17 protein-coding genes are annotated in these 17,953 nt (G+C 64.8%); 4 read left to right on the plus strand and 13 right to left on the minus strand.

Annotated features, from left to right (window positions below; genetic code table 11):
* Positions 1-78 precede the first annotated feature (78 nt).
* Complete coding sequence (locus LB526_RS22650; protein ID WP_224545152.1) at positions 79-1,506, plus strand: gamma-aminobutyraldehyde dehydrogenase; 1,428 nt, start codon at positions 79-81, stop codon at positions 1,504-1,506.
* A gap of 155 nt (positions 1,507-1,661) precedes the next feature.
* Here LB526_RS22650 and LB526_RS22655 read toward each other — a convergent pair whose 3' ends face one another.
* The 11 genes from LB526_RS22655 to LB526_RS22705 all read right to left on the minus strand — a co-directional run bounded on the left by LB526_RS22655 (position 1,662) and on the right by LB526_RS22705 (position 13,768).
* On the minus strand, positions 1,662-3,068 hold the full coding sequence (locus LB526_RS22655; protein ID WP_224629894.1) for an FAD-binding oxidoreductase: 1,407 nt from the start codon (positions 3,066-3,068) through the stop codon (positions 1,662-1,664).
* 324 nt (positions 3,069-3,392) lie between these two features.
* Entirely contained in the window at positions 3,393-3,707 is a 315-nt protein-coding gene (locus LB526_RS22660; protein WP_095766062.1) for a hypothetical protein, read from the minus strand.
* A gap of 41 nt (positions 3,708-3,748) precedes the next feature.
* Entirely contained in the window at positions 3,749-4,111 is a 363-nt protein-coding gene (locus LB526_RS22665; protein WP_224629895.1) for a nuclear transport factor 2 family protein, read from the minus strand.
* Positions 4,112-4,196: 85 nt separating this feature from the next.
* Positions 4,197-4,667, minus strand: coding sequence for a carboxymuconolactone decarboxylase family protein (locus tag LB526_RS22670; RefSeq protein ID WP_224629896.1), 471 nt, complete (start codon positions 4,665-4,667; stop codon positions 4,197-4,199).
* A gap of 109 nt (positions 4,668-4,776) precedes the next feature.
* On the minus strand, positions 4,777-6,330 hold the full coding sequence (locus LB526_RS22675; protein WP_224629897.1) for an alpha/beta fold hydrolase: 1,554 nt from the start codon (positions 6,328-6,330) through the stop codon (positions 4,777-4,779).
* A 113-nt stretch (positions 6,331-6,443) separates the two neighbouring features.
* Positions 6,444-6,755 carry a formate dehydrogenase subunit delta gene (locus tag LB526_RS22680; RefSeq protein WP_224629898.1) on the minus strand — a complete coding sequence of 104 codons (312 nt, stop codon included), beginning with the start codon at positions 6,753-6,755 and terminating at the stop codon, positions 6,444-6,446.
* The gene (gene fdhD, locus LB526_RS22685; RefSeq protein WP_224629899.1) at positions 6,745-7,575 is read right to left on the minus strand and encodes a formate dehydrogenase accessory sulfurtransferase FdhD; all 831 of its coding nucleotides are present in this window, start codon (positions 7,573-7,575) and stop codon (positions 6,745-6,747) included. Before fdhD ends, LB526_RS22680 begins: the two co-directional genes overlap by 11 nt.
* 144 nt (positions 7,576-7,719) lie before the next feature.
* Positions 7,720-10,632 carry a formate dehydrogenase subunit alpha gene (gene fdhF, locus LB526_RS22690; protein ID WP_224629900.1) on the minus strand — a complete coding sequence of 971 codons (2,913 nt, stop codon included), beginning with the start codon at positions 10,630-10,632 and terminating at the stop codon, positions 7,720-7,722.
* 10 nt (positions 10,633-10,642) lie between these two features.
* Entirely contained in the window at positions 10,643-12,199 is a 1,557-nt protein-coding gene (locus tag LB526_RS22695) for a formate dehydrogenase beta subunit (RefSeq protein ID WP_224629901.1), read from the minus strand.
* Positions 12,196-12,675 (minus strand): formate dehydrogenase subunit gamma, encoded by a 480-nt coding sequence (locus tag LB526_RS22700; RefSeq protein WP_095766057.1) that lies wholly within the window; start codon positions 12,673-12,675, stop codon positions 12,196-12,198. The genes LB526_RS22695 and LB526_RS22700 overlap by 4 nt, the downstream gene beginning before the upstream one ends.
* A 193-nt stretch (positions 12,676-12,868) precedes the next feature.
* Entirely contained in the window at positions 12,869-13,768 is a 900-nt protein-coding gene (locus LB526_RS22705) for a LysR family transcriptional regulator (protein WP_095766056.1), read from the minus strand.
* Between the two features lie 158 nt (positions 13,769-13,926).
* Between LB526_RS22705 and LB526_RS22710 the strand changes: the two genes are divergently transcribed.
* Positions 13,927-14,568, plus strand: a complete 642-nt coding sequence (locus tag LB526_RS22710) for a DUF47 domain-containing protein (RefSeq protein ID WP_224629902.1) — start codon at positions 13,927-13,929, stop codon at positions 14,566-14,568.
* A 3-nt stretch (positions 14,569-14,571) separates the two neighbouring features.
* Positions 14,572-15,576, plus strand: a complete 1,005-nt coding sequence (locus LB526_RS22715; protein ID WP_095766055.1) for an inorganic phosphate transporter — start codon at positions 14,572-14,574, stop codon at positions 15,574-15,576.
* Between the two features lie 29 nt (positions 15,577-15,605).
* Here LB526_RS22715 and LB526_RS22720 read toward each other — a convergent pair whose 3' ends face one another.
* The gene (locus tag LB526_RS22720) at positions 15,606-15,983 is read right to left on the minus strand and encodes a VOC family protein (RefSeq protein WP_095766054.1); all 378 of its coding nucleotides are present in this window, start codon (positions 15,981-15,983) and stop codon (positions 15,606-15,608) included.
* A 207-nt stretch (positions 15,984-16,190) separates the two neighbouring features.
* Between LB526_RS22720 and LB526_RS22725 the strand changes: the two genes are divergently transcribed.
* The gene (locus LB526_RS22725; RefSeq protein WP_224629956.1) at positions 16,191-17,378 is read left to right on the plus strand and encodes an Mrp/NBP35 family ATP-binding protein; all 1,188 of its coding nucleotides are present in this window, start codon (positions 16,191-16,193) and stop codon (positions 17,376-17,378) included.
* Between the two features lie 18 nt (positions 17,379-17,396).
* Here the strand turns inward: LB526_RS22725 and LB526_RS22730 are convergent, their stop codons facing one another.
* A complete protein-coding gene (locus LB526_RS22730; protein WP_224603147.1) occupies positions 17,397-17,846 on the minus strand; it encodes an SRPBCC family protein in 450 nt (149 codons plus the stop codon).
* Positions 17,847-17,953 lie beyond the last annotated feature (107 nt).

A 17,953-nucleotide genomic window follows, 5' to 3' on the forward strand; every position in this document is an offset into this window, starting at 1 on the left:
AGCGAATAGGGAAATCGATGGCCAAACCCTACTCGCTATTCGCTACTCCCTATTCGCTCCTGTTAAGGGAGAAATCCAATGAACACCCAAATGCTGATCGGCTCGAAATTCGAGAAAGGCACCGAGGCCGAGGAGCCGATCCTCAATCCGAAAACCGGGGCGACGATCCTCAACCTGCCGGAGGCGAGCCCCGCGCAGATCGAGGCTGCCGTTAGTGCCGCCGAACGAGCGTTCGTCGGTTGGTCGCGCACCACGCCGGCGCAGCGCTCCGGCTACATGCTCAAGATTGCCGACCGCATCGAGGCCGAAGCGAAGGAGTTCGCCGCGCTCGAGGCGCTGAACTGCGGCAAGCCGATCAATGCCGTGCTCAATGACGAGATTCCGGCGATCGTCGACTGCTACCGGTTCTTCGCCGGCGCGGTGCGCTCGATGCCGGGCCAGGTGGCCGGCGAGTATATTCCGGGCCACACCTCGATGGTGCGGCGCGACCCGATCGGCATCGTCGCTTCCATCGCGCCCTGGAATTATCCACTGATGATGATGGCCTGGAAGCTGGCCCCGGCGATCGGCGGCGGCAACACGGTGGTCTTCAAGCCGTCGGAGCAGACCCCGCTGACGGCGCTGAAACTCGCGAGGATCCTTTCCGAGATCCTGCCCGAGGGCGTTGTCAATGTGGTGCTCGGCCGCGGCGACAGCGTCGGCAACACGCTGATCAACCACCCCAAGGTCAACATGATCTCCATCACCGGCGACGTCGCCACCGGCAAGAAGGTGCTGCAGGCAGCTGCCAAGTCGGTCAAGCGCACGCATCTGGAGCTCGGCGGCAAGGCGCCTGTCATCGTCTTCGACGACGCCGACCTCGGCGCCGTGGTCAACGGTCTGCGCGCCTTCGGCTACTACAATGCCGGCCAGGACTGCACGGCCGCCTGCCGCATCTATGCCGGCAAGAAGATCTACGACAAGCTCGTCGCCGACCTCTCCTCCGCGGTCTCGACCATCAAGTACAACCAGCCGGACGATACGGACAATGAGATCGGGCCGCTGATCTCGCGTCGCCAGCGCGACCGCGTGTCGAGCTTCGTCGAGCGCGCTTCGGAACTGAAGCACATCGAGATCACCACCGGCGGCAAGCCGGGCGAGGGCTCCGGCTTCTATTACCAGCCGACGGTCGTCGCCGGCGCGCTGCAGGAGGACGAGATCGTGCGCCGCGAGGTGTTCGGTCCGGTCGTTTCGGTCACCCGCTTCGCGGATGTCGACGAAGCGGTGAGCTGGGCGAACGACAGCGACTACGGCCTTGCCTCGTCGGTATGGACCAAGGACGTCTCGCGCGCCATGGCGACCGCCGCCCGCCTGCAATATGGCTGCACCTGGATCAACACCCACTTCATGCTGACCAACGAGATGCCGCATGGCGGCCTGAAGCAATCCGGCTACGGCAAGGACATGTCGCTCTACGCACTGGAGGATTACACCGCCGTGCGGCATGTGATGGTGGCGCATGGGTAGCGCAGTTTCCCTTCTCCCCCTGTGGGAGAAGGTGGATCGGCGCGCAGCGCCGAGACGGATGAGGGGTGTTCCAGCTTGGCGCCAAGTCACCCCTCACCCGGATTGCGAAGAGCAATTCGGAGGCAATCCCTGTGTCGGCAGAGGCAGCGTAAAAACTAAGCAGCCGTCCTGCCCATCTCCGATGTCGCGGGCTTGATGTTCTGGTTGACCCGGAAGACGTTGAGGGGGTCATAGGTGCGTTTCACCTGGCTCAGCCGCTCGTAGTTTGCGCCATAGCTCGCCCGCACGCGCGCCTCCCCTTCATCTTCCATCATGAAATTCACGTAGCCGCCTTCGCCGTTGTGGGGGTGGATGCTCGCCCAGTAGTCCTTGGCCCACTTGGTGAGGTCGGCGGCCTTGCCCGGATCGGGATCGATGGCAGCGATGACCATCGACCAGCTTGCATCGCGCGCGTTCCAGGCGGTTTCATCCTTGCCGACGCGGCGCACGGCGCCGTCGATCGGGTAGAGATGCATGAGCGACAATTCGCTCGGCGCCTGGGCGGCCTGCGCGATATGGGTCGCGATGGCTTCGTCGGGGAGCGACTTGACGAAATCGCCCTTCCAATACCATTGCAGGCCCTTCGGAAGCAGCGGATCGAACAGCGCCTGCAACGCCGGGTACGGCATTACGCCCATCCAGTTGAAGATCGGCGGCGGCAAGGTGTCCAGCAGCGGCGCCATGGCCTTGCGCCCATCTTCCTCCGTGCCGTTGTAGCACGAGATGATTGCGCAGGCGCGCTTGCCCCAATACTCGCGCGGGAAGGGATCGGTCGAGGGAACGGACTTCAGGCCGACAAAGGCGCCAAGATCTTCCGGCGCCTCCGGCAGGTAGTCGCGATAGGTCTGCATGACGGCCAGGGCATCCTTGGCCTCCCAGAACACCGGGCCGCCGAAGATCATGTTCACAGGATGGGCCTGGAACAGGAAGCTCGTCACGACGCCGAAATTCCCGCCGCCGCCCCGCAGCGCCCAGAACAGGTCGGGGTTCTCCGCTTTGCTGGCAGTCACCACGCTGCCGTCGGCCAGCACCAGATCGGCTTCGACCAGATTGTCGATGGTGAGACCGTATCTGCGCGTGAGATAGCCCGTCCCGCCGCCGAGGGTTAGACCGGCAACGCCCGTGGTCGAGACGATCCCGGATGGGACAGCCAGCCCGAAAGGATGGGTGGCATGGTCCACGTCACCCGACGTGCAGCCGGGGCCGACCCTGACGGTGCGCGTTTTCGGATCGACATGGACCCCTTTCATCGTCGACAGGTCGATAACGAGCCCGTTGTCGCAAATCCCCAGCCCGGCGCCGTTGTGCCCACCGCCGCGCACGGCGATCAGCAGGTCGTTGTCGCGCGCATATTTTATAGCGGTGATCACGTCGGCGACATCGGCGCAACGCGCAATCAGCAGCGGGCGCTTTTCGATCATGCCGTTATAGACCCTGCGGGCCTCGTCATACCCGGCATCGTCACGCAGGATCACCTCCCCGCGCAGGCTTTCACGCAGTTTCGCATGGGTTTCGTCGGTCATAGGTTTGCTCCCTTGATTGCGCCCATCGCCATGCGGCGTCGGCGCGACGCATTTGTTGCTTCTTTATGCCGCCTCGACGGGCGGGTGCGTTGGATGGTGCAAGAAGTGCACATTGCACCAATTCGGTGCGCGCCGCTTCGCCCGAAAGGACCAGCGGGGTATGGCCCAGGAGAGCCATGAACAAGGCAGCCATGGCCGCCGGGACTGCCCAGATGCTCGGTTCCTGGCCTTGTCAATCTGATGATGACGAGCGGCCGCTCGCATTGCAGCCGCTCGCGCCTTCGTGCTCGCCGGCGGCCTCTCAGCCCCGGATCTTCGGTGCCGCTACTCCACGATCCGGAAGATCGTCCATTTGCTGGTGCCCGACACTACATAGGGCTCCAGCTCCTTGCCCCATTTGGCATGCGCGTCGATCTTGGCGATCTTGGCGAAGAATTCCTCCAACTGGGCCAGGCTTTCGACCTGGTGGTGCGCCTCGATCGTCGCTTCGCGTGCGCCCACGGAACCGGTCATGAGCTGGAACTTCATGTCGGCGAGCCCGACCTGCGAGCCGATCTCGCGCTCCCATTTGCGCATCAGCTCGAGCGCGGTCTGCTTGTGACCGAACTTGGCGTCGATCTGCCATCTGGCACTGAACATTTTGGTTCTCCTCCCTGATTTGCGGTTGAGCTCGCTGTTAACTATTCGTCCCAGGCCTGCACGACGGTCTGCCGCGCGATGCGGCCGTTCTTCAGCTCCAGCATCGTCGCGCAGAACACCTTCGTGCCGTCCGGGTAGGCGCAGGCCTGGGTGAAGGCGAGGCTGTCGCCCTCGGCGATCGTGGTGTCGACCTTGTGGGTCATCGCCCGGCTGCAGATATCATCCCAGAAGGTGCTGATCGCCGCCCGGCCGCGGATCTCGCGCGGCTTGCTCGGCGGATTGTTGCGGTCGATCACCCGCACCAGCGCGTCGTCATTGTAGAAGCTCGACAAGAGCTTGCCGTCACGGCCCTCGATCGCCTTCTTGATCGCCGCGCCGTCCACTGTCTGTGTCTTGGTTAGCATGTCATCCTCCATGTGCCCGTCTTCTCGATCGGGCTGTTGACGAGGGAAGGACTGCCCGGCGATCATTGTCGGGCAGGGATTTCGTTCACTGCGACTTGGCCTTGACGGCCGCGAACACGTCGTCTGTCTGTTTCTTGAAGGTCGCCAGGTCGACCTGGCTGCCATTGAGCATCGTCGACCAGTGGCGCACGATCGCCGCCATGGCCACCGCCTCCTTGATTTCCTCGTCGCTCGCGCCGTTGAGCTTGGCGGCCTCGGTGTGGAAATAGATGCAGTACTGGCAGGGAATCTGCGCGGCGACCGCAAGGCCCAGCAGCTCCTTGGTCTTGCCGTCGAGCGCGGTCTTGGGGTTGAGCTGCACGCCCTTGATCTCGGCCCAGGCGCCGGCGACCGCGACGTCGGGCAAGGTCTTGAACATGTCAGGCACCGAGCCGAGGGTGGCCTGGATGTCCTTGTAGGCGGCGCTGGCCGCGTCTTCAGCATGCGCAGGGGTGATGGCCAGCAATGCGCCCGCGGCGAATGCCAGCAATCCGATCTTGCGATTGAGCTTCAGCATTTCATCCTCCATTTCGCAGCGCCCTTTCGGCGACATCGCCCGGCCTGCCTGGGGTGAATTGGTATCGCTTGTGGCAGCCCCGGCGCTTCCCCCGAAAGCGCCATGGCTCTCATGGCCCGTCCGGGCCAGTGTGCCTCGCCGAAAATGCCGCCGCCGCCGCCCGCGACGGCAGGTCGAGCTTCAACAGAATGTTGGCGACGTGCCGCTTGACCGTGTGCTCGCTGAGGCTGAGCTCGGCGGCGATCGCCGCATTGCTCTTGCCATCGGCGATCAGGTTCACCACCTCGCTCTCGCGCGCCGTCAGCGCCGGCGGCTCGGCCGGCCTTGCCCTGGGCCGGCAGGCGGGCTCCAGATGCTGCTCCGACGTCGCCAAAACCGCCGGCATGGGCTCATCCAGCTCGTCGAGGCTGACGCGGCCGGCATCGACGAAATGCAGGCCGGAGCCTGTTGCGAGATCGGCGACCAGCCGCGAGGCGAGGATGTCGCCGCGTCCGGCATGCGTGGCGAGCTGCATCGTCACCCGCGCCGTCAGCCCGACCGGCTGGCCGCGCATTTCGATCTCGCCGACATGCACGCCTTGCGCGCTCGCCACGCCGATCTGCTGCGCCGCCTCGCGCAATGCCGCGGCGCAGCGCACGGCGCGCGCCGGCCCATCGAAGCGCGACATCATCAATTCGCCATGCGTGCCGGCCGTGCGGCCGCCATGGCGGCCGACAAGAAGCCGCCAGGTTTCCTGGAAGCGCTGGCTGCGCTCGCTCCACATGCGATCGCCGAGCCTGGCCGTGTCGTAGATACGCGTCACCAGCAGCGCCGCCAGCACGCGCTCGGTATCGGCCACCGCGGGCTCACCGGTGAGGCATTCCTCGATCAGATCGGCAACGCGATCGACATCGCCGGTCCAGATCGGATGATCGCGCCCGGCTATCTCGACCAGCCGGGCATGCGGGATCTTCTTCGCCAGGAAGCGGCTGGCGTCAGGGTCGACACGGACGTCGTTGCGGCGATGGATGAGCAGCGTCGGCGCGCTGATCATCGCCAGGATGCCGCGCACGTCGATGTCGGCGTTCATGCGGGCAAGCGCCGCCGCGGCCGTCGGGCTGGCAGAAAGCCGCTCGAACCGGGCCCACCACTGGGCGAAATGCGCATCGTCGACCCGGCCAGGCGCGAAATTGGGCAAGGTGGCGCCGGTGCCCCACGACGTCTCCGCCGTCTCGATGAAGGCCTCCAGCCGCTCCGGCGGCATCACCCATTTGTAGAAATGCGCATAGCCGCCATAAAGCACCAGCGCGCGCGTCCGCTCCGGATAGGTGGCGGCGAACAGCATCGCCATCGGCGCGCCTTCCGAGGCGCCGAGGATCGCCGCCCGACCGCTGCCGGCGGCGTCCATCACCGCGCGCACGTCGTCCATGCGGGTCTCCAGGCTCGGCAGATGACGGGTATCGACACGGTCGGAGAGTCCGGTGCCGCGCTTGTCGAACAGGATGAGCCGCGAGAAAGCCGAAAGCCGCTTCAACAGGCGGCTGTAGCCTTCGTCTTCCCAGTGCAGGTCGAGATTGGAGATGAAGCCGGGCACGAACACAAGATCGAACGCGCCTTGGCCGACCACCTGATAGGCGATCCGCACGTCCCCGCTGCGGGCATATCGCGTCTCGATCGGCCTCACGAGTTCTTCCGCCCGGCCCGACGATTTTCCGATCGTCAAACATAGCAGAGCCGCGCCGATAGCGGCAGCTTAAATTTTAGCAGAAAGAAATATAAGACCGCCCGGTCGCTACGCTATTTTTGCGAAGCGGCGACATCTGCCGGGAACGCCGTAAGACCAAGCTTCATGTCGGCCTCCGCGGGACTGATCGGCCGCTTGATCTTGGCCGAGGCAGCGACCACGAGCTCGTCGAAATTCTCGGTACCGGCGTCGAGCATCTCGAAGAACTGGCGCCGCATCCGCGGCTCCCAGAACTTGTTGATGTGCTCGGCAACGCCGGCAATGCCTTCCTCGCGCGGTTTCGAATGGAAGAAGGCGGCGATCTGGTTGGCCATGCGCACCAGCTTCTCCCTGGTGCTGGCGATGTGGTCTTCGTCATGCGACATGCTTGGCAACTCCGGAAGCCACCCGTTCAGGGTGGGTGAAAATATCGAAATCGTCGCCGCGAACCAGCGCCACCAGCGTCATGCCGGCAGCCTCGGCCGTGCGAATGGCAAGCGCGGTCGGCGCCGAAACCGCCATGATGATCGCGGCGCCGATGGCGGCCGACTTCTGCACCATCTCCACCGACACGCGCGAGGTCACCACGACGGCGCCCGAAGCGCCGTCGATGCCGGCCCTGGCCAGCGCGCCGGCCAGCTTGTCCAGCGCGTTGTGGCGGCCGACATCCTCCCGCGCCATGACGATGCCCTTGCCGGGAACGTAGAAACCGGCGGCATGCACTGCGCCGGTGTCTTTGTGCAGCGGCTGCTGCTTCGACAGCAGGCGGACGGCGCTTGTTATATCTTCAGATTGAAGCGTAAGTCGCGATGCACCAACGGCGTCGACCGAGCGCATCGCCTCCTCGATGGATTCGATGCCGCACAAGCCGCAGCCGACCGGTCCGGCCAGCCTGCGCCGCCGTGCCTGGAAGCGCGTGTTGGCCTTGTCCTTGAGCCGTATCTGGATGTCGATGCCGGCGCCGAGATCCTCGACCTCGATCGCCTCGATCTCTGCCGGGCCGGCAATGATGCCTTCGGTCAGCGAGAAGCCGAGCGCGAAATCCTCGAAATCGGCGGGGCTCGCCATCATCACCGCATGCGTGGTGCCGGCATAGGAGAACGCCACCGGCGTCTCTTCAGGCACCATGCGGTTCGCGGCCGCGGTGCCGCCGGCGCGATGCGCGAGGCGAGAGATCTGGGAAATGGCCGGACGTTCTTTCGTCACGAGGCGCGCCTCCCTGCACCGCCCACCCTTCGCAGCAACTCGCGCATTTCCTCTCCCCCGTCGATCGGGGGAGAGGTGTCGAGCGAAGCTCGATGGAGTGAGGGTCGATCAGCCGTCAAGATTGAAGCTCTTGCCTCGACACACCTACTCCGCCGCCTGCAGCGGGGCGATGCGCCGGCTCTGCTTGGCCTGCTCGTTATAGTCCTTCTGCCAGTCGGTCGGACCGTTGGACGGCGCCACCTGCACGGCGGTGACCTTGTATTCCGGACAATTGGTTGCCCAGTCCGAGAAGTCGGTCGTGATCACGTTGGCCTGCGTGTCCGGGTGGTGGAAGGTCGTGTAGACGACACCGGGCGAGACGCGGTCGGTGATCAGCGCGCGCAGCGTGGTTTCGCCGGAGCGGCTCGCCAGCCGCACCCAGTCGCCGTCGCGGAGGCCGCGGACTTCGGCGTCGTGCGGATGGATCTCCAGCCCGTCCTCGGCATGCCACGTGACGTTTTCGGTGCGCCTTGTCTGCGCGCCGACATTGTATTGCGACAGGATACGGCCGGTGGTCAGCAGCAGCGGATAGCGCGGACCGGTCCGCTCGTCCGTCGCCACATATTCGGTGCGGATGAACTTGCCCTTGCCGCGCACGAAACCGTCGACATGCATGATCGGCGTGCCGAGCGGCGCCTTCTCGTTACATGGCCACTGCACCGAGCCAACGCGGTCGAGCAGCTCGAACGAAACACCGGCGAAGCTCGGTGTCGTCTGGGCGATCTCGTCCATGATCTGCGAGGGATGGGTATAGTTCCAGTCGAGCCCGATGGCGCGGGCAAGCTCCTGCGTCGCTTCCCAGTCGGCATAGCGCGCCTTCGGCTCAATGACCTTGCGCACCATGTTGATGCGGCGCTCGGCATTGGTGAAGGTGCCGTCCTTCTCGAGGAAGGTCGAGCCCGGCAGGAAGACATGCGCGTAGTTCGCCGTCTCGTTGAGGAAGAGGTCGTGCACGACCACGCATTCCATCGCGGCGAGGCCGCCGGCGACATGCTTGGTGTCCGGATCGGACTGCAGGATGTCCTCGCCCTGGATGTAGATGCCCTTGAACGAACCGTCGACGGCGGCGTCCAGCATGTTGGGGATGCGCAGGCCCGGCTCGTCGTCCAGCTTCACGCCCCATAGGCTCTCATAGATGTCGCGCACCGCTTCGCCCGAGATGTGGCGGTAGCCCGGCAATTCATGCGGGAACGAGCCCATGTCGCAGGAGCCCTGCACGTTGTTTTGGCCGCGCAGCGGGTTCACACCGACGCCCGGACGGCCGATATTGCCCGTGGCCATGGCGAGGTTGGCGATGGCGATCACCGTGGTGGAGCCCTGGCTGTGCTCCGTCACGCCGAGGCCGTAGTAGATCGCGCCATTGCCGCCCTTGGCATACATGCGCGCGGCACCCCGGATCAGTTCCGGATCGACGCCCGAGAGCTTGCCGACCACCTCAGGGCTGTTCTCCGGCAGGGTGACGAAGGACGCCCAGTCCTGGAACTCGGCCCAGTCGCAGCGCTCGCGGATGAACGCCTCGTCGAACAGGCCTTCGGTGACGATGACATGTGCCAACGCCGTCAGCACCGCCACGTTGGTGCCAGGCTTCAAGGGCAGGTGGTAGTCGGCTTCGATATGCGCCGACTTGACCATCTCGGTGCGGCGCGGATCGAGCACGATCAGCTTGGCGCCCTGGCGCAGCCGCTTCTTCAGCCGCGATGCGAAGACGGGATGGGCCGAAGCCGGATTGGCGCCGATGATGACTGCGACATCGGTGAACTCGACCGAATCGAAATCCTGCGTGCCGGCCGAGGTGCCGTAGGTCTGGCCGAGCCCGTAGCCGGTCGGCGAGTGGCAGACGCGCGCGCAGGTGTCGACATTGTTGTTGCGGAAGCCCTGCCGTACCAGCTTCTGGACGAGATAGGTCTCCTCATTCGTGCAGCGCGAGGACGTGATGCCGCCGATCGCCGTGCGTCCATACTGGTACTGGATGCGGCGGAATTCCTTCGCCGTATGGGCGATCGCCTCTTCCCAGGTCACTTCGCGCCACGGATCGGAGATCTTCTCGCGGATCATCGGCGACAGGATGCGGTCCTCGTGGGTGGCGTAGCCATAGGCGAAACGGCCCTTGACGCAGCTATGGCCGTGGTTGGCCTTGCCGTCCTTGTAGGGCATCATGCGGATGACCTCGTCATCCTTGACCTCGGCCTTGAACGAGCAGCCGACGCCGCAATAGGCGCAGGTGGTGACGGCCGAGCGCTCCGGCATGCCCTTCTCGAGCACGGTCTTCTCGCGCAGCGCGTCGGTCGGGCAGGCCTGCACGCAGGCGCCGCAGGACACGCATTCCGACGCGATGAAGTCCTCATGCATGCCGGCGACCATGCGCGATTCGAAGCCGCGGCCCTCGATGGTCAGCGCGAAGGTGCCCTGCACCTCCTCGCAGGCGCGCACGCAGCGCGAGCAGACGATGCACTGTGCCGGATCATAGGTGAAATAAGGATTGGATTCGTCGCGGGCGATGTAGTCGACCGCCAGCGAGCCATGGCCGGGCGCGACGCCGCCTTCTTGCTTGACGTGGTTGCGGCCCTCGACGCCGTAGCGGTTCTCGGTGAGGCCGACCGACTTCGCCACCGCGTCGAACTCGCTGGCGCCGGTTCCGGCCTTTTCGTTCCAGCCCATCGGGTGGTCGGAGACATAGAGTTCCATGACGCCGCGGCGGATGGCGTCGAGCCGGTCGGACTGCGTGCGCACCACCATGCCTTCGCCGACTGGCGTCGTGCAGGAAGCCGGCGTGCCGCCGCGCCCTTCGATCTCGACCAGGCAGACGCGGCAGGAACCGAAAGAGTCCAGCATGTCGGTGGCGCAGAGCTTCGGGATCTCGACGCCGCCTTCCATGGCCGCGCGCATGATCGAGGTGCCTTCCGGCACGGTGATGCTTTGCCCGTCGACTGTCAGGGTCACCTGCTTCGTAGCTTTCGACTCCGGCGTGCCGTAGTCGATCTCTTCGATGAGTGTCGGGAAGTCGGCCTTGATGTTCATCTGCCAGCTCCTATTCAGCAGCCACGCGTGCCGGCGCGGGCTTGAAATCCTCGGGGAAATGCGTGATCGAGCTCATCACCGGGTAGGGCGTGAAGCCGCCCAGGGCGCAAAGCGATCCGAACTTCATCGTGTTGCAGAGGTCGGTGACCAGCGCGAGGTTCTTCTCCGCCTCGATGCCGGCGGCGACCTTGTCCAGAACCTCCACGCCGCGCGTCGAGCCGATACGGCAGGGCGTGCACTTGCCGCAGCTTTCGATGGCGCAGAACTCCATGGCGAAGCGCGCCTGCTTCAGCATGTCGGCGGTGTCGTCGAACACGGTGATGCCGGCATGGCCGATCAGCCCGTCGCGCTTGGCGAATTCCTCGTAGTCGAACGGCGTGTCGAACAAAGCGCGCGGGAAATAGGCGCCGAGCGGACCGCCGACCTGCACCGCCTTCACCGGACGCCCAGTGGACGTGCCGCCGCCGATGTCGTCGACGATCTCGCCCAGCGTCAGGCCGAAAGCCGTCTCGAACAGGCCGCCATGTTTGACGTTGCCGGCGATCTGGATCGGGATCGTGCCGCGCGAGCGGCCCATGCCGAAATCCTTGTAGTAGGCAGCGCCCTTGTCCATGATGACAGGCACCGAGGCCAGGCTGATCACGTTGTTGATCACCGTCGGCTTGCCGAACAAGCCTTGGATCGCGGGCAGCGGCGGCTTTGCGCGCACCACGCCGCGCTTGCCCTCGAGGCTGTTGAGCAACGAGGTTTCCTCGCCGCAGACATAGGCGCCGGCGCCGACGCGGATTTCCATGTCGAAGGCGTTGGGTGAGCCCAGCACGTTGACGCCCAGCACGCCCGCCCTGCGGGCGATAGCGACGGCCTTGTTCATCGTCGCCACTGCATGCGGATATTCCGAGCGGATATAGACGAAGCCCTTGGTCGCGCCGGTGGCGATGCCGGCGATCGCCATGCCCTCGATCAGCACGAAGGGATCGCCTTCCATGATCATGCGGTCGGCGAAAGTGGCGCTGTCGCCTTCGTCGGCGTTGCAGACGATGTATTTCTGCTCGCCCGCCGTATCCAGCACCGTCTTCCACTTGATGCCGGTCGGGAAGCCGGCGCCGCCGCGGCCGCGCAGGCCGGATTCGGTCACCTGTTTCACGATGTCCGCGGGCGCCATCGCCACTGCATTCTGCAGGCCGTTCAGGCCGCCATGCGATTTGTAGCTGTCGAGTGACAGCGGATCGATGATGCCGCAGCGCGCGAAGGTCAGCCGCGTCTGCTTGGCGAAGAAGGGGATCTTGTCGGGGGAGCCCAGCCAGCGCTTGTGATGGCCGCCCTTGAGGAAGCCGCTGTCGAACAGGCTCTTGACGTCGGACGGCTTGACCGGCCCGTAGGCGACGCGGCCCTCAGCCGTCGCCACCTCGACCATCGGCTCCAGGAAATAGGCGCCGCGCGAGCCGTTGCGCACGATCTTGGCTTCGACGCCGCGCTCCTTGAGCTCCTTCTCGATCGCTTTGGCGACCTTTTCTGCACCAAGCGCCAGCGCGCCGGAATCTGCCGGGACATAGATGCGCGGGATCATGAACGTACCTCCGCGACGATCTCTTCGATCTTCTCGTCATCGAGCCGGCCGATGACTTCGCCGTCGAGCATCGCCGACGGCGAGCAGGCGCAAAGCCCGAGGCAATAGACCGGCTCCAGTGTAACCGATCCGTCGCGCGTGGTCTCGTGGAAATCGATGCCCAGCAACTGCTTGATCTTGGCCGCGACGGCGTCCGAACCCATCGACTGGCAGGCTTCGGCCTGGCAGAGCTTCAGCACGTGCCGTCCGGCGGGCTTGGCGCGGAAATCGTGATAGAAGCTGACCACGCCGTGCACCTCGGCCCGCGATAGGTTCAGCCCATCGGCGATCACCGGCAGCGCGTCTTTCGGAACATGCCCGAACTCTTCCTGTATGCTGTGCAGGATCGGCAGCAACGGGCCTTCGAGGCCTTTCATCTCGTCAATGATCGCCGCCGTGCGCGACGCGATCTCGGTACTTGCGGCCTGCATGCTCACGCAGCGCCCTCCCTGGTCGTGGCGGCCAATGTATGTCACCCCGGAATATAGAGCGGTTTCGGGGCAACGACATGCATAGGGCGCAATATCGCTAAGTCCTTACGAAATCAGAGGAAACCTCCGAAATCAATAAAGCGCTTTCGTCGCTTGATAGAAATTTTCTATCAAGATCCGGCGGCTCGCATTGTCTAACCTAGCGGTGGGCGCGGAAATCGTCCGCCAGCGCCATCGCCTCTCCCAGAAGCGCCTGCACCAGGGGCGTGTGCGGCTCGCGCGGCGCCGCCACCAGACCGACCGTGTGGCTGGCGTCCGGCTCGACGATCGGGATGGCCCGGATGGGCTCGGAAAAGCCGAACGTTTCCGCAAGGTTGAGCGGCATGATCGATGACCATTTGCCTGTGCGGATATGCGAGAACAGCACGATCATCGAATTCGATTCCAGCGTCGGCCGCACCTGCACGCCGGCTTCCGCCAGATGCTGGTCGATGATGCGCCGGTTCTGCATATCCGGCGTCAGCAGGCAGAGCGGCAGCTGGCTGATCTCGGCCCACGACACTTTGTCGCGGTCGGAATAGGGGTTCCCGACCGCGGTGATCAGCTGATAGCGCTCGTCATAGAGCGGCACGCTGGTCACGCGCCCGAGCGGCTCGTTGTCGAGATAGGTGATGCCGGCATCGACGTCGAAATTGCCGAGCAGCGACAGCACTTCGATGGATGTTCGCGACAGCACCGAGAAGGTGACGCCCGGATGCTTTTCGCGGAATGGCGTCGTCAGCCGCGCCACCATGGCGAGCGCCGTCGGGATCGCGGCGATGCGGATGCGCCCGGACAGGCCGTGGCGCGCCGCCCGCATCTCCTCGCGCATCGTGCGGGAGTCGCCGACGATGCGGCGCGCCCAGCCCAGCACCTGCGTGCCCTCCGGCGTCAGCCCCTGGAAGCGCGAGCCGCGCAGCACCAGCATGACGCCGAGCTGTTCCTCGAGCTGCTTGATGCCGGCCGATAAGGTCGGTTGGGTGACGCCGCACACTTCCGCGGCCCGGCCGAAATGCTCCTCCTTGGCGAGAGCGATGAAGAATTCCAGTTTGTCGATCATGCCGTCCGATCCGCCGCGGTTTGCCCAAGGTCGGGGAAATCGCCCTGCTTCGCAAGACGCATGCGCAATCGGCCTCGTCCACATTTTTGAGCCGGCTATCTGTTTTCCCGCGCTGCGCGTGGCGTTATGTGAGATAGGTGGAAGCAGGGAGGGACGACATGCTGGGTTGGTTTCGCAAGCTGTTGCCGCGCGAGGATCGCTTCTTCGACCTGTTCGAGCGGCATTCGCGCACCGTGGTCGGCGGCGCCGAAGCCCTTGAGCAGCTTCTCCAGGGCAAGGATATCGACCGTTGGTGCCAAAAGATCATCGATTTCGAAAACGAGGCTGACGGCATCACCGCCGAGGTCCTGCTTGCCGTCAGGCGCTCCTTCATCACGCCCTTCGACCGCGGCGACATCAAGGATCTGATCCAGTCGATGGATGACGCCATCGACATGATGCACAAGACCGTCAAGACGGTGAAACTGTTCGAAGTGAGGGAATTCGATCCGCTGATGCGGGAAATGGGCGGCGTCATCGTCCAGGCCGCCCGGTTGGTCGCCGAGGCGATCCCGCTGCTCGGCAAGGTCGGCGCCAACGCAGCGCGCCTCAACGCCATCGCCGAGGAGGTCATGCGCGTCGAGGGCCGCGCCGACGATCTGCACGAGCATGGCCTCAAGGATCTGTTCAAGCGTCACGGCCGCAGCGACGCCATGGCCTATCTGATCGGTTCGGAGATTTATGGCCAGCTGGAGAAGGTGGTCGACCGTTTCGAGGATGTCGCCAACGAGATCAGCGGCATCGTCATCGAGAACGTTTAGGCGATGGACGCCACGATCGCCTTTCCCCTGCTGGTCGGCCTCGTTGCCGTGGCGCTGTTCTTCGATTTCCTCAACGGCCTGCACGATGCCGCCAACTCGATCGCGACCATCGTCTCCACCCGGGTGCTCAGGCCGCATTACGCGGTGCTGTGGGCGGCTTTCTTCAATTTCATCGCCTTCCTGTTCTTCGGCCTGCATGTCGCCGAGACGGTGGGAAAAGGCATCATCGACGCCAGCATCGTCACGCCGGCGGTGATTTTTGCCGCACTCGTCGGCGCCATCGTCTGGAATATCGTCACCTGGGTCGCCGGCATTCCGTCGAGCAGCTCGCACGCGCTGATCGGCGGGCTGGTCGGCGCCGGGGTCGCCAAGGCAGGCCTGGGCGCCATCGTCTGGTCGGGGCTCGGCAAGACTGTCGCGGCCATCGTGCTCTCACCCGCGACGGGATTCGTGCTGGCGCTCGTCCTGATACTCATCGTCTCATGGCTGTTCGTGCGGCAGACGCCATTTGCGGTCGACAACAGCTTTCGCGTGCTGCAGTTCTTTTCCGCCTCGCTCTATTCGCTGGGACACGGCGGCAACGACGCGCAGAAGACCATGGGCATCATCGCCGTGCTGCTCTTTTCGCAAGGCGCGCTCGGCCCGACTTTCCATGTGCCGCTGTGGGTGGTGCTCACCTGCCAGTCGGCACTGGCGTTGGGCACGCTGCTCGGCGGCTGGCGCATCGTCCACACCATGGGATCGAAGATCACGCGGCTGAACCCGATGCAGGGTTTTTGCGCCGAGAGCGGGGGCGCCATTACGCTCTTCGCCGCCACCTGGCTCGGTGTCCCGGTTTCGACGACGCATACCATCACAGGCGCCATCATCGGCGTGGGTGCCGCCCGCCGCGTCTCCGCCGTGCGCTGGGGCATCGCCGGCAACATCGTCGTCGCCTGGGTGATCACCTTGCCGGCGACGGCGGCGATTTCGGCGTTGACCTATCTCGCCACAAGGCTGGCCGGATGACGGGTTCCGGCTCCGCCTGAGAGTGGGCGCTATTTGCCCACCAGGTTCAGGATGTTGCCGTCGGGATCCTTGAACCAGGCCACCTTCATGCCCGAGCCGACATGGATGTCGCCTTCAAGCGACAGGCCGGGCATATCATAGTGCTCGAAGGTGATGCCCTTCGACCGCAGCGATTTGACGATCGGCTCGATGCGGTCGCCTACCGCCCAGGTTGCGGCCGTCGCCTTGTTGGTGCCGGCGAATTGCGAGCGATAGACATTGAGGAGCGTGTCACCGCTTTTGTAGACGATCAGCTCGCCATCCATGTCGTCCACTTGGTTGAGGCCCAGCGTGCCCTCGTAGAACGCCCTTGCCTTGGCGATGTCCTTCACCGCGAGATTGGCTGTCACATTGCTGTTTTCAAGCATGACCGTCTTCCTTCCCCGGCTGTCGTGATGGCGATGGAGATAGTGCGGGCGCACCGTTTGGCTATGACCGGGCCCGAACCTGCGCCGCGGCCGTGGCCAAATCCGACACCATCCGTCGCTTTCCGGGGCACGCCGGGCGAGCCGTTGCGCCACGGCTTGGTTCCGCCGGCAAACTGCACTATCTGGAACGCCAAACGCCGAGGAAAGATCATGACCGTTACCAAGGAATCCGTCATCGAGCGCCTGAAGACGGTGAACGGGCCGGACTTCACCGGCAACATCGTCGATCTCGGCATGGTCTCCGAGATTTTCATCGCCGATTCCAAGGTCTTCTTCTCGATCACCGTGCCCGCCGCCCGCGCCCAGGAGCTGGAGCCGTTGCGTGCCGCCGCCGAGCGCGCGGTGAAGGCTATCCCCGGCGTCGCCAGCGCGGTCGTCGCGCTGACGGCGGAGAAGAAGGGCGGCGGCATGGAAGCGCCGGTTCCGCCGCGTCAACCTTCGCAGGCTGTACCGCAGCGGCCGACTCCGCAGCCGGCGCCGCAGCGCCCCGCGCCGCATGCGCCCGCCTCGCAGCGCCATGGCAGGCGCGGCGTGCCCGGCATCGACGCCATCATCGCCGTCGCCTCCGGCAAGGGCGGCGTCGGCAAGTCGACGACCGCCGTCAACCTGGCGCTCGGCCTTGCCGCCAACGGGCTGAAGGTCGGCGTGCTCGATGCCGATATCTACGGCCCTTCCATGCCCAGGCTGCTCAACATCCACGGCCGGCCGCAGACCGTCGACGGCAAGGTGCTGAAGCCGATGCAGAATTACGGCCTCAAGGTGATGTCGATGGGCTTCCTCGTCGATGAGGAGACGCCGATGATCTGGCGCGGCCCGATGGTGATGTCGGCGCTGACGCAAATGCTGCGCGAGGTCGAATGGGGTCCGCTCGACGTGCTGGTGGTCGACATGCCGCCCGGCACCGGCGATGCCCAACTCACCATGGCCCAGCAGGTGCCGCTCGCCGGCGCCGTCATCGTCTCGACGCCGCAGGATCTGGCGCTGATCGACGCCCGCAAGGGCCTCAACATGTTCAAGAAGGTCGACGTGCCGCTGCTCGGCATCGTCGAGAATATGAGCTACTTCCTCGCTCCCGACACCGGCAAGCGCTACGACATTTTCGGCCATGGCGGCGCGCGCCGCGAGGCCGAGCGCCTCGGCGTCACCTTCCTTGGTGAGGTGCCGCTTGAGATGGGCATCCGCGAAAGCTCGGATGCCGGCGCGCCGGTCGTCGCCTCCAAGCCGGAGGGCGCGGAAGCAAAGATCTACCGCGATATCGCCAGCAAGGTCTGGGAAAGGGTCCAGGAAGAGCGCGGCGCCGCCGAAGCCGCCGTGCCAAGCATCGTGTTCGAATAACGCCCTTTCCTTTGAGGGTCAGGCGCCGACCTTCTCGCCAAACGTCGAGAAGAACTGCCCTGCCAATTTCTTCGATGTCGATTGGATCAGCCGGCTGCCGAGTTGCGCGATCTTGCCGCCGACCTCGGCCTTGGCGGCGTATTTGAGCACTGTCGAGTCCGCCCCGTCGGCGGTCAGCGTCACGTCGGCGCCGCCCTTGGCGAAACCGGCAACGCCGCCCTTGCCTTCGCCCTGGATGGTGTAGGAATGCGGTGGCTTGAGGTTTTTCAGCGTGACTTCGCCGTTGAAGGTCGCCTTGATGGGGCCGATCTTGAGCACCACGGTCGCAGCCATGGCGGTGTCCGAATTCTTCTCGAGACTCTGGCAGCCGGGAATCGCCACCTTCAGGATCTCCGGGTCGTTAAGGGCTTCCCACACTTTCCCGATGGGTGCGGCGATCCGCTCCTCGCCTTCGATCACCAAAGCCATCAAGACCTCCCGCATTGCTGATGCCGGTTGGTCGTAGCGCGCGGCCCGAAACAAGTCTATCGCACCAAAGTCCGGGTTCCGGCTGCGCCTGCCTCTTGCCTGCATGG

It is taken from the genome of Mesorhizobium sp. CA6, assembly GCF_020165035.1.
In the GTDB taxonomy this organism is placed as follows: Bacteria; Pseudomonadota; Alphaproteobacteria; order Rhizobiales; family Rhizobiaceae; genus Mesorhizobium.

Coding starts and splice junctions, on each gene's coding strand:
- LB526_RS22670 (WP_224629896.1), bottom strand. CDS start 4,667: ATGCTGAAGCTCAATCGCAAGATCGGATTGCTGGCATTCGCCGCGGGC.
- LB526_RS22660 (WP_095766062.1), bottom strand. CDS start 3,707: ATGTTCAGTGCCAGATGGCAGATCGACGCCAAGTTCGGTCACAAGCAG.
- LB526_RS22655 (WP_224629894.1), bottom strand. CDS start 3,068: ATGACCGACGAAACCCATGCGAAACTGCGTGAAAGCCTGCGCGGGGAG.
- LB526_RS22665 (WP_224629895.1), bottom strand. CDS start 4,111: ATGCTAACCAAGACACAGACAGTGGACGGCGCGGCGATCAAGAAGGCG.
- LB526_RS22680 (WP_224629898.1), bottom strand. CDS start 6,755: ATGTCGCATGACGAAGACCACATCGCCAGCACCAGGGAGAAGCTGGTG.
- LB526_RS22715 (WP_095766055.1), top strand. CDS start 14,572: ATGGACGCCACGATCGCCTTTCCCCTGCTGGTCGGCCTCGTTGCCGTG.
- LB526_RS22705 (WP_095766056.1), bottom strand. CDS start 13,768: ATGATCGACAAACTGGAATTCTTCATCGCTCTCGCCAAGGAGGAGCAT.
- fdhF (WP_224629900.1), bottom strand. CDS start 10,632: ATGAACATCAAGGCCGACTTCCCGACACTCATCGAAGAGATCGACTAC.
- LB526_RS22720 (WP_095766054.1), bottom strand. CDS start 15,983: ATGCTTGAAAACAGCAATGTGACAGCCAATCTCGCGGTGAAGGACATC.
- LB526_RS22695 (WP_224629901.1), bottom strand. CDS start 12,199: ATGATCCCGCGCATCTATGTCCCGGCAGATTCCGGCGCGCTGGCGCTT.
- LB526_RS22650 (WP_224545152.1), top strand. CDS start 79: ATGAACACCCAAATGCTGATCGGCTCGAAATTCGAGAAAGGCACCGAG.
- LB526_RS22730 (WP_224603147.1), bottom strand. CDS start 17,846: ATGGCTTTGGTGATCGAAGGCGAGGAGCGGATCGCCGCACCCATCGGG.
- LB526_RS22710 (WP_224629902.1), top strand. CDS start 13,927: ATGCTGGGTTGGTTTCGCAAGCTGTTGCCGCGCGAGGATCGCTTCTTC.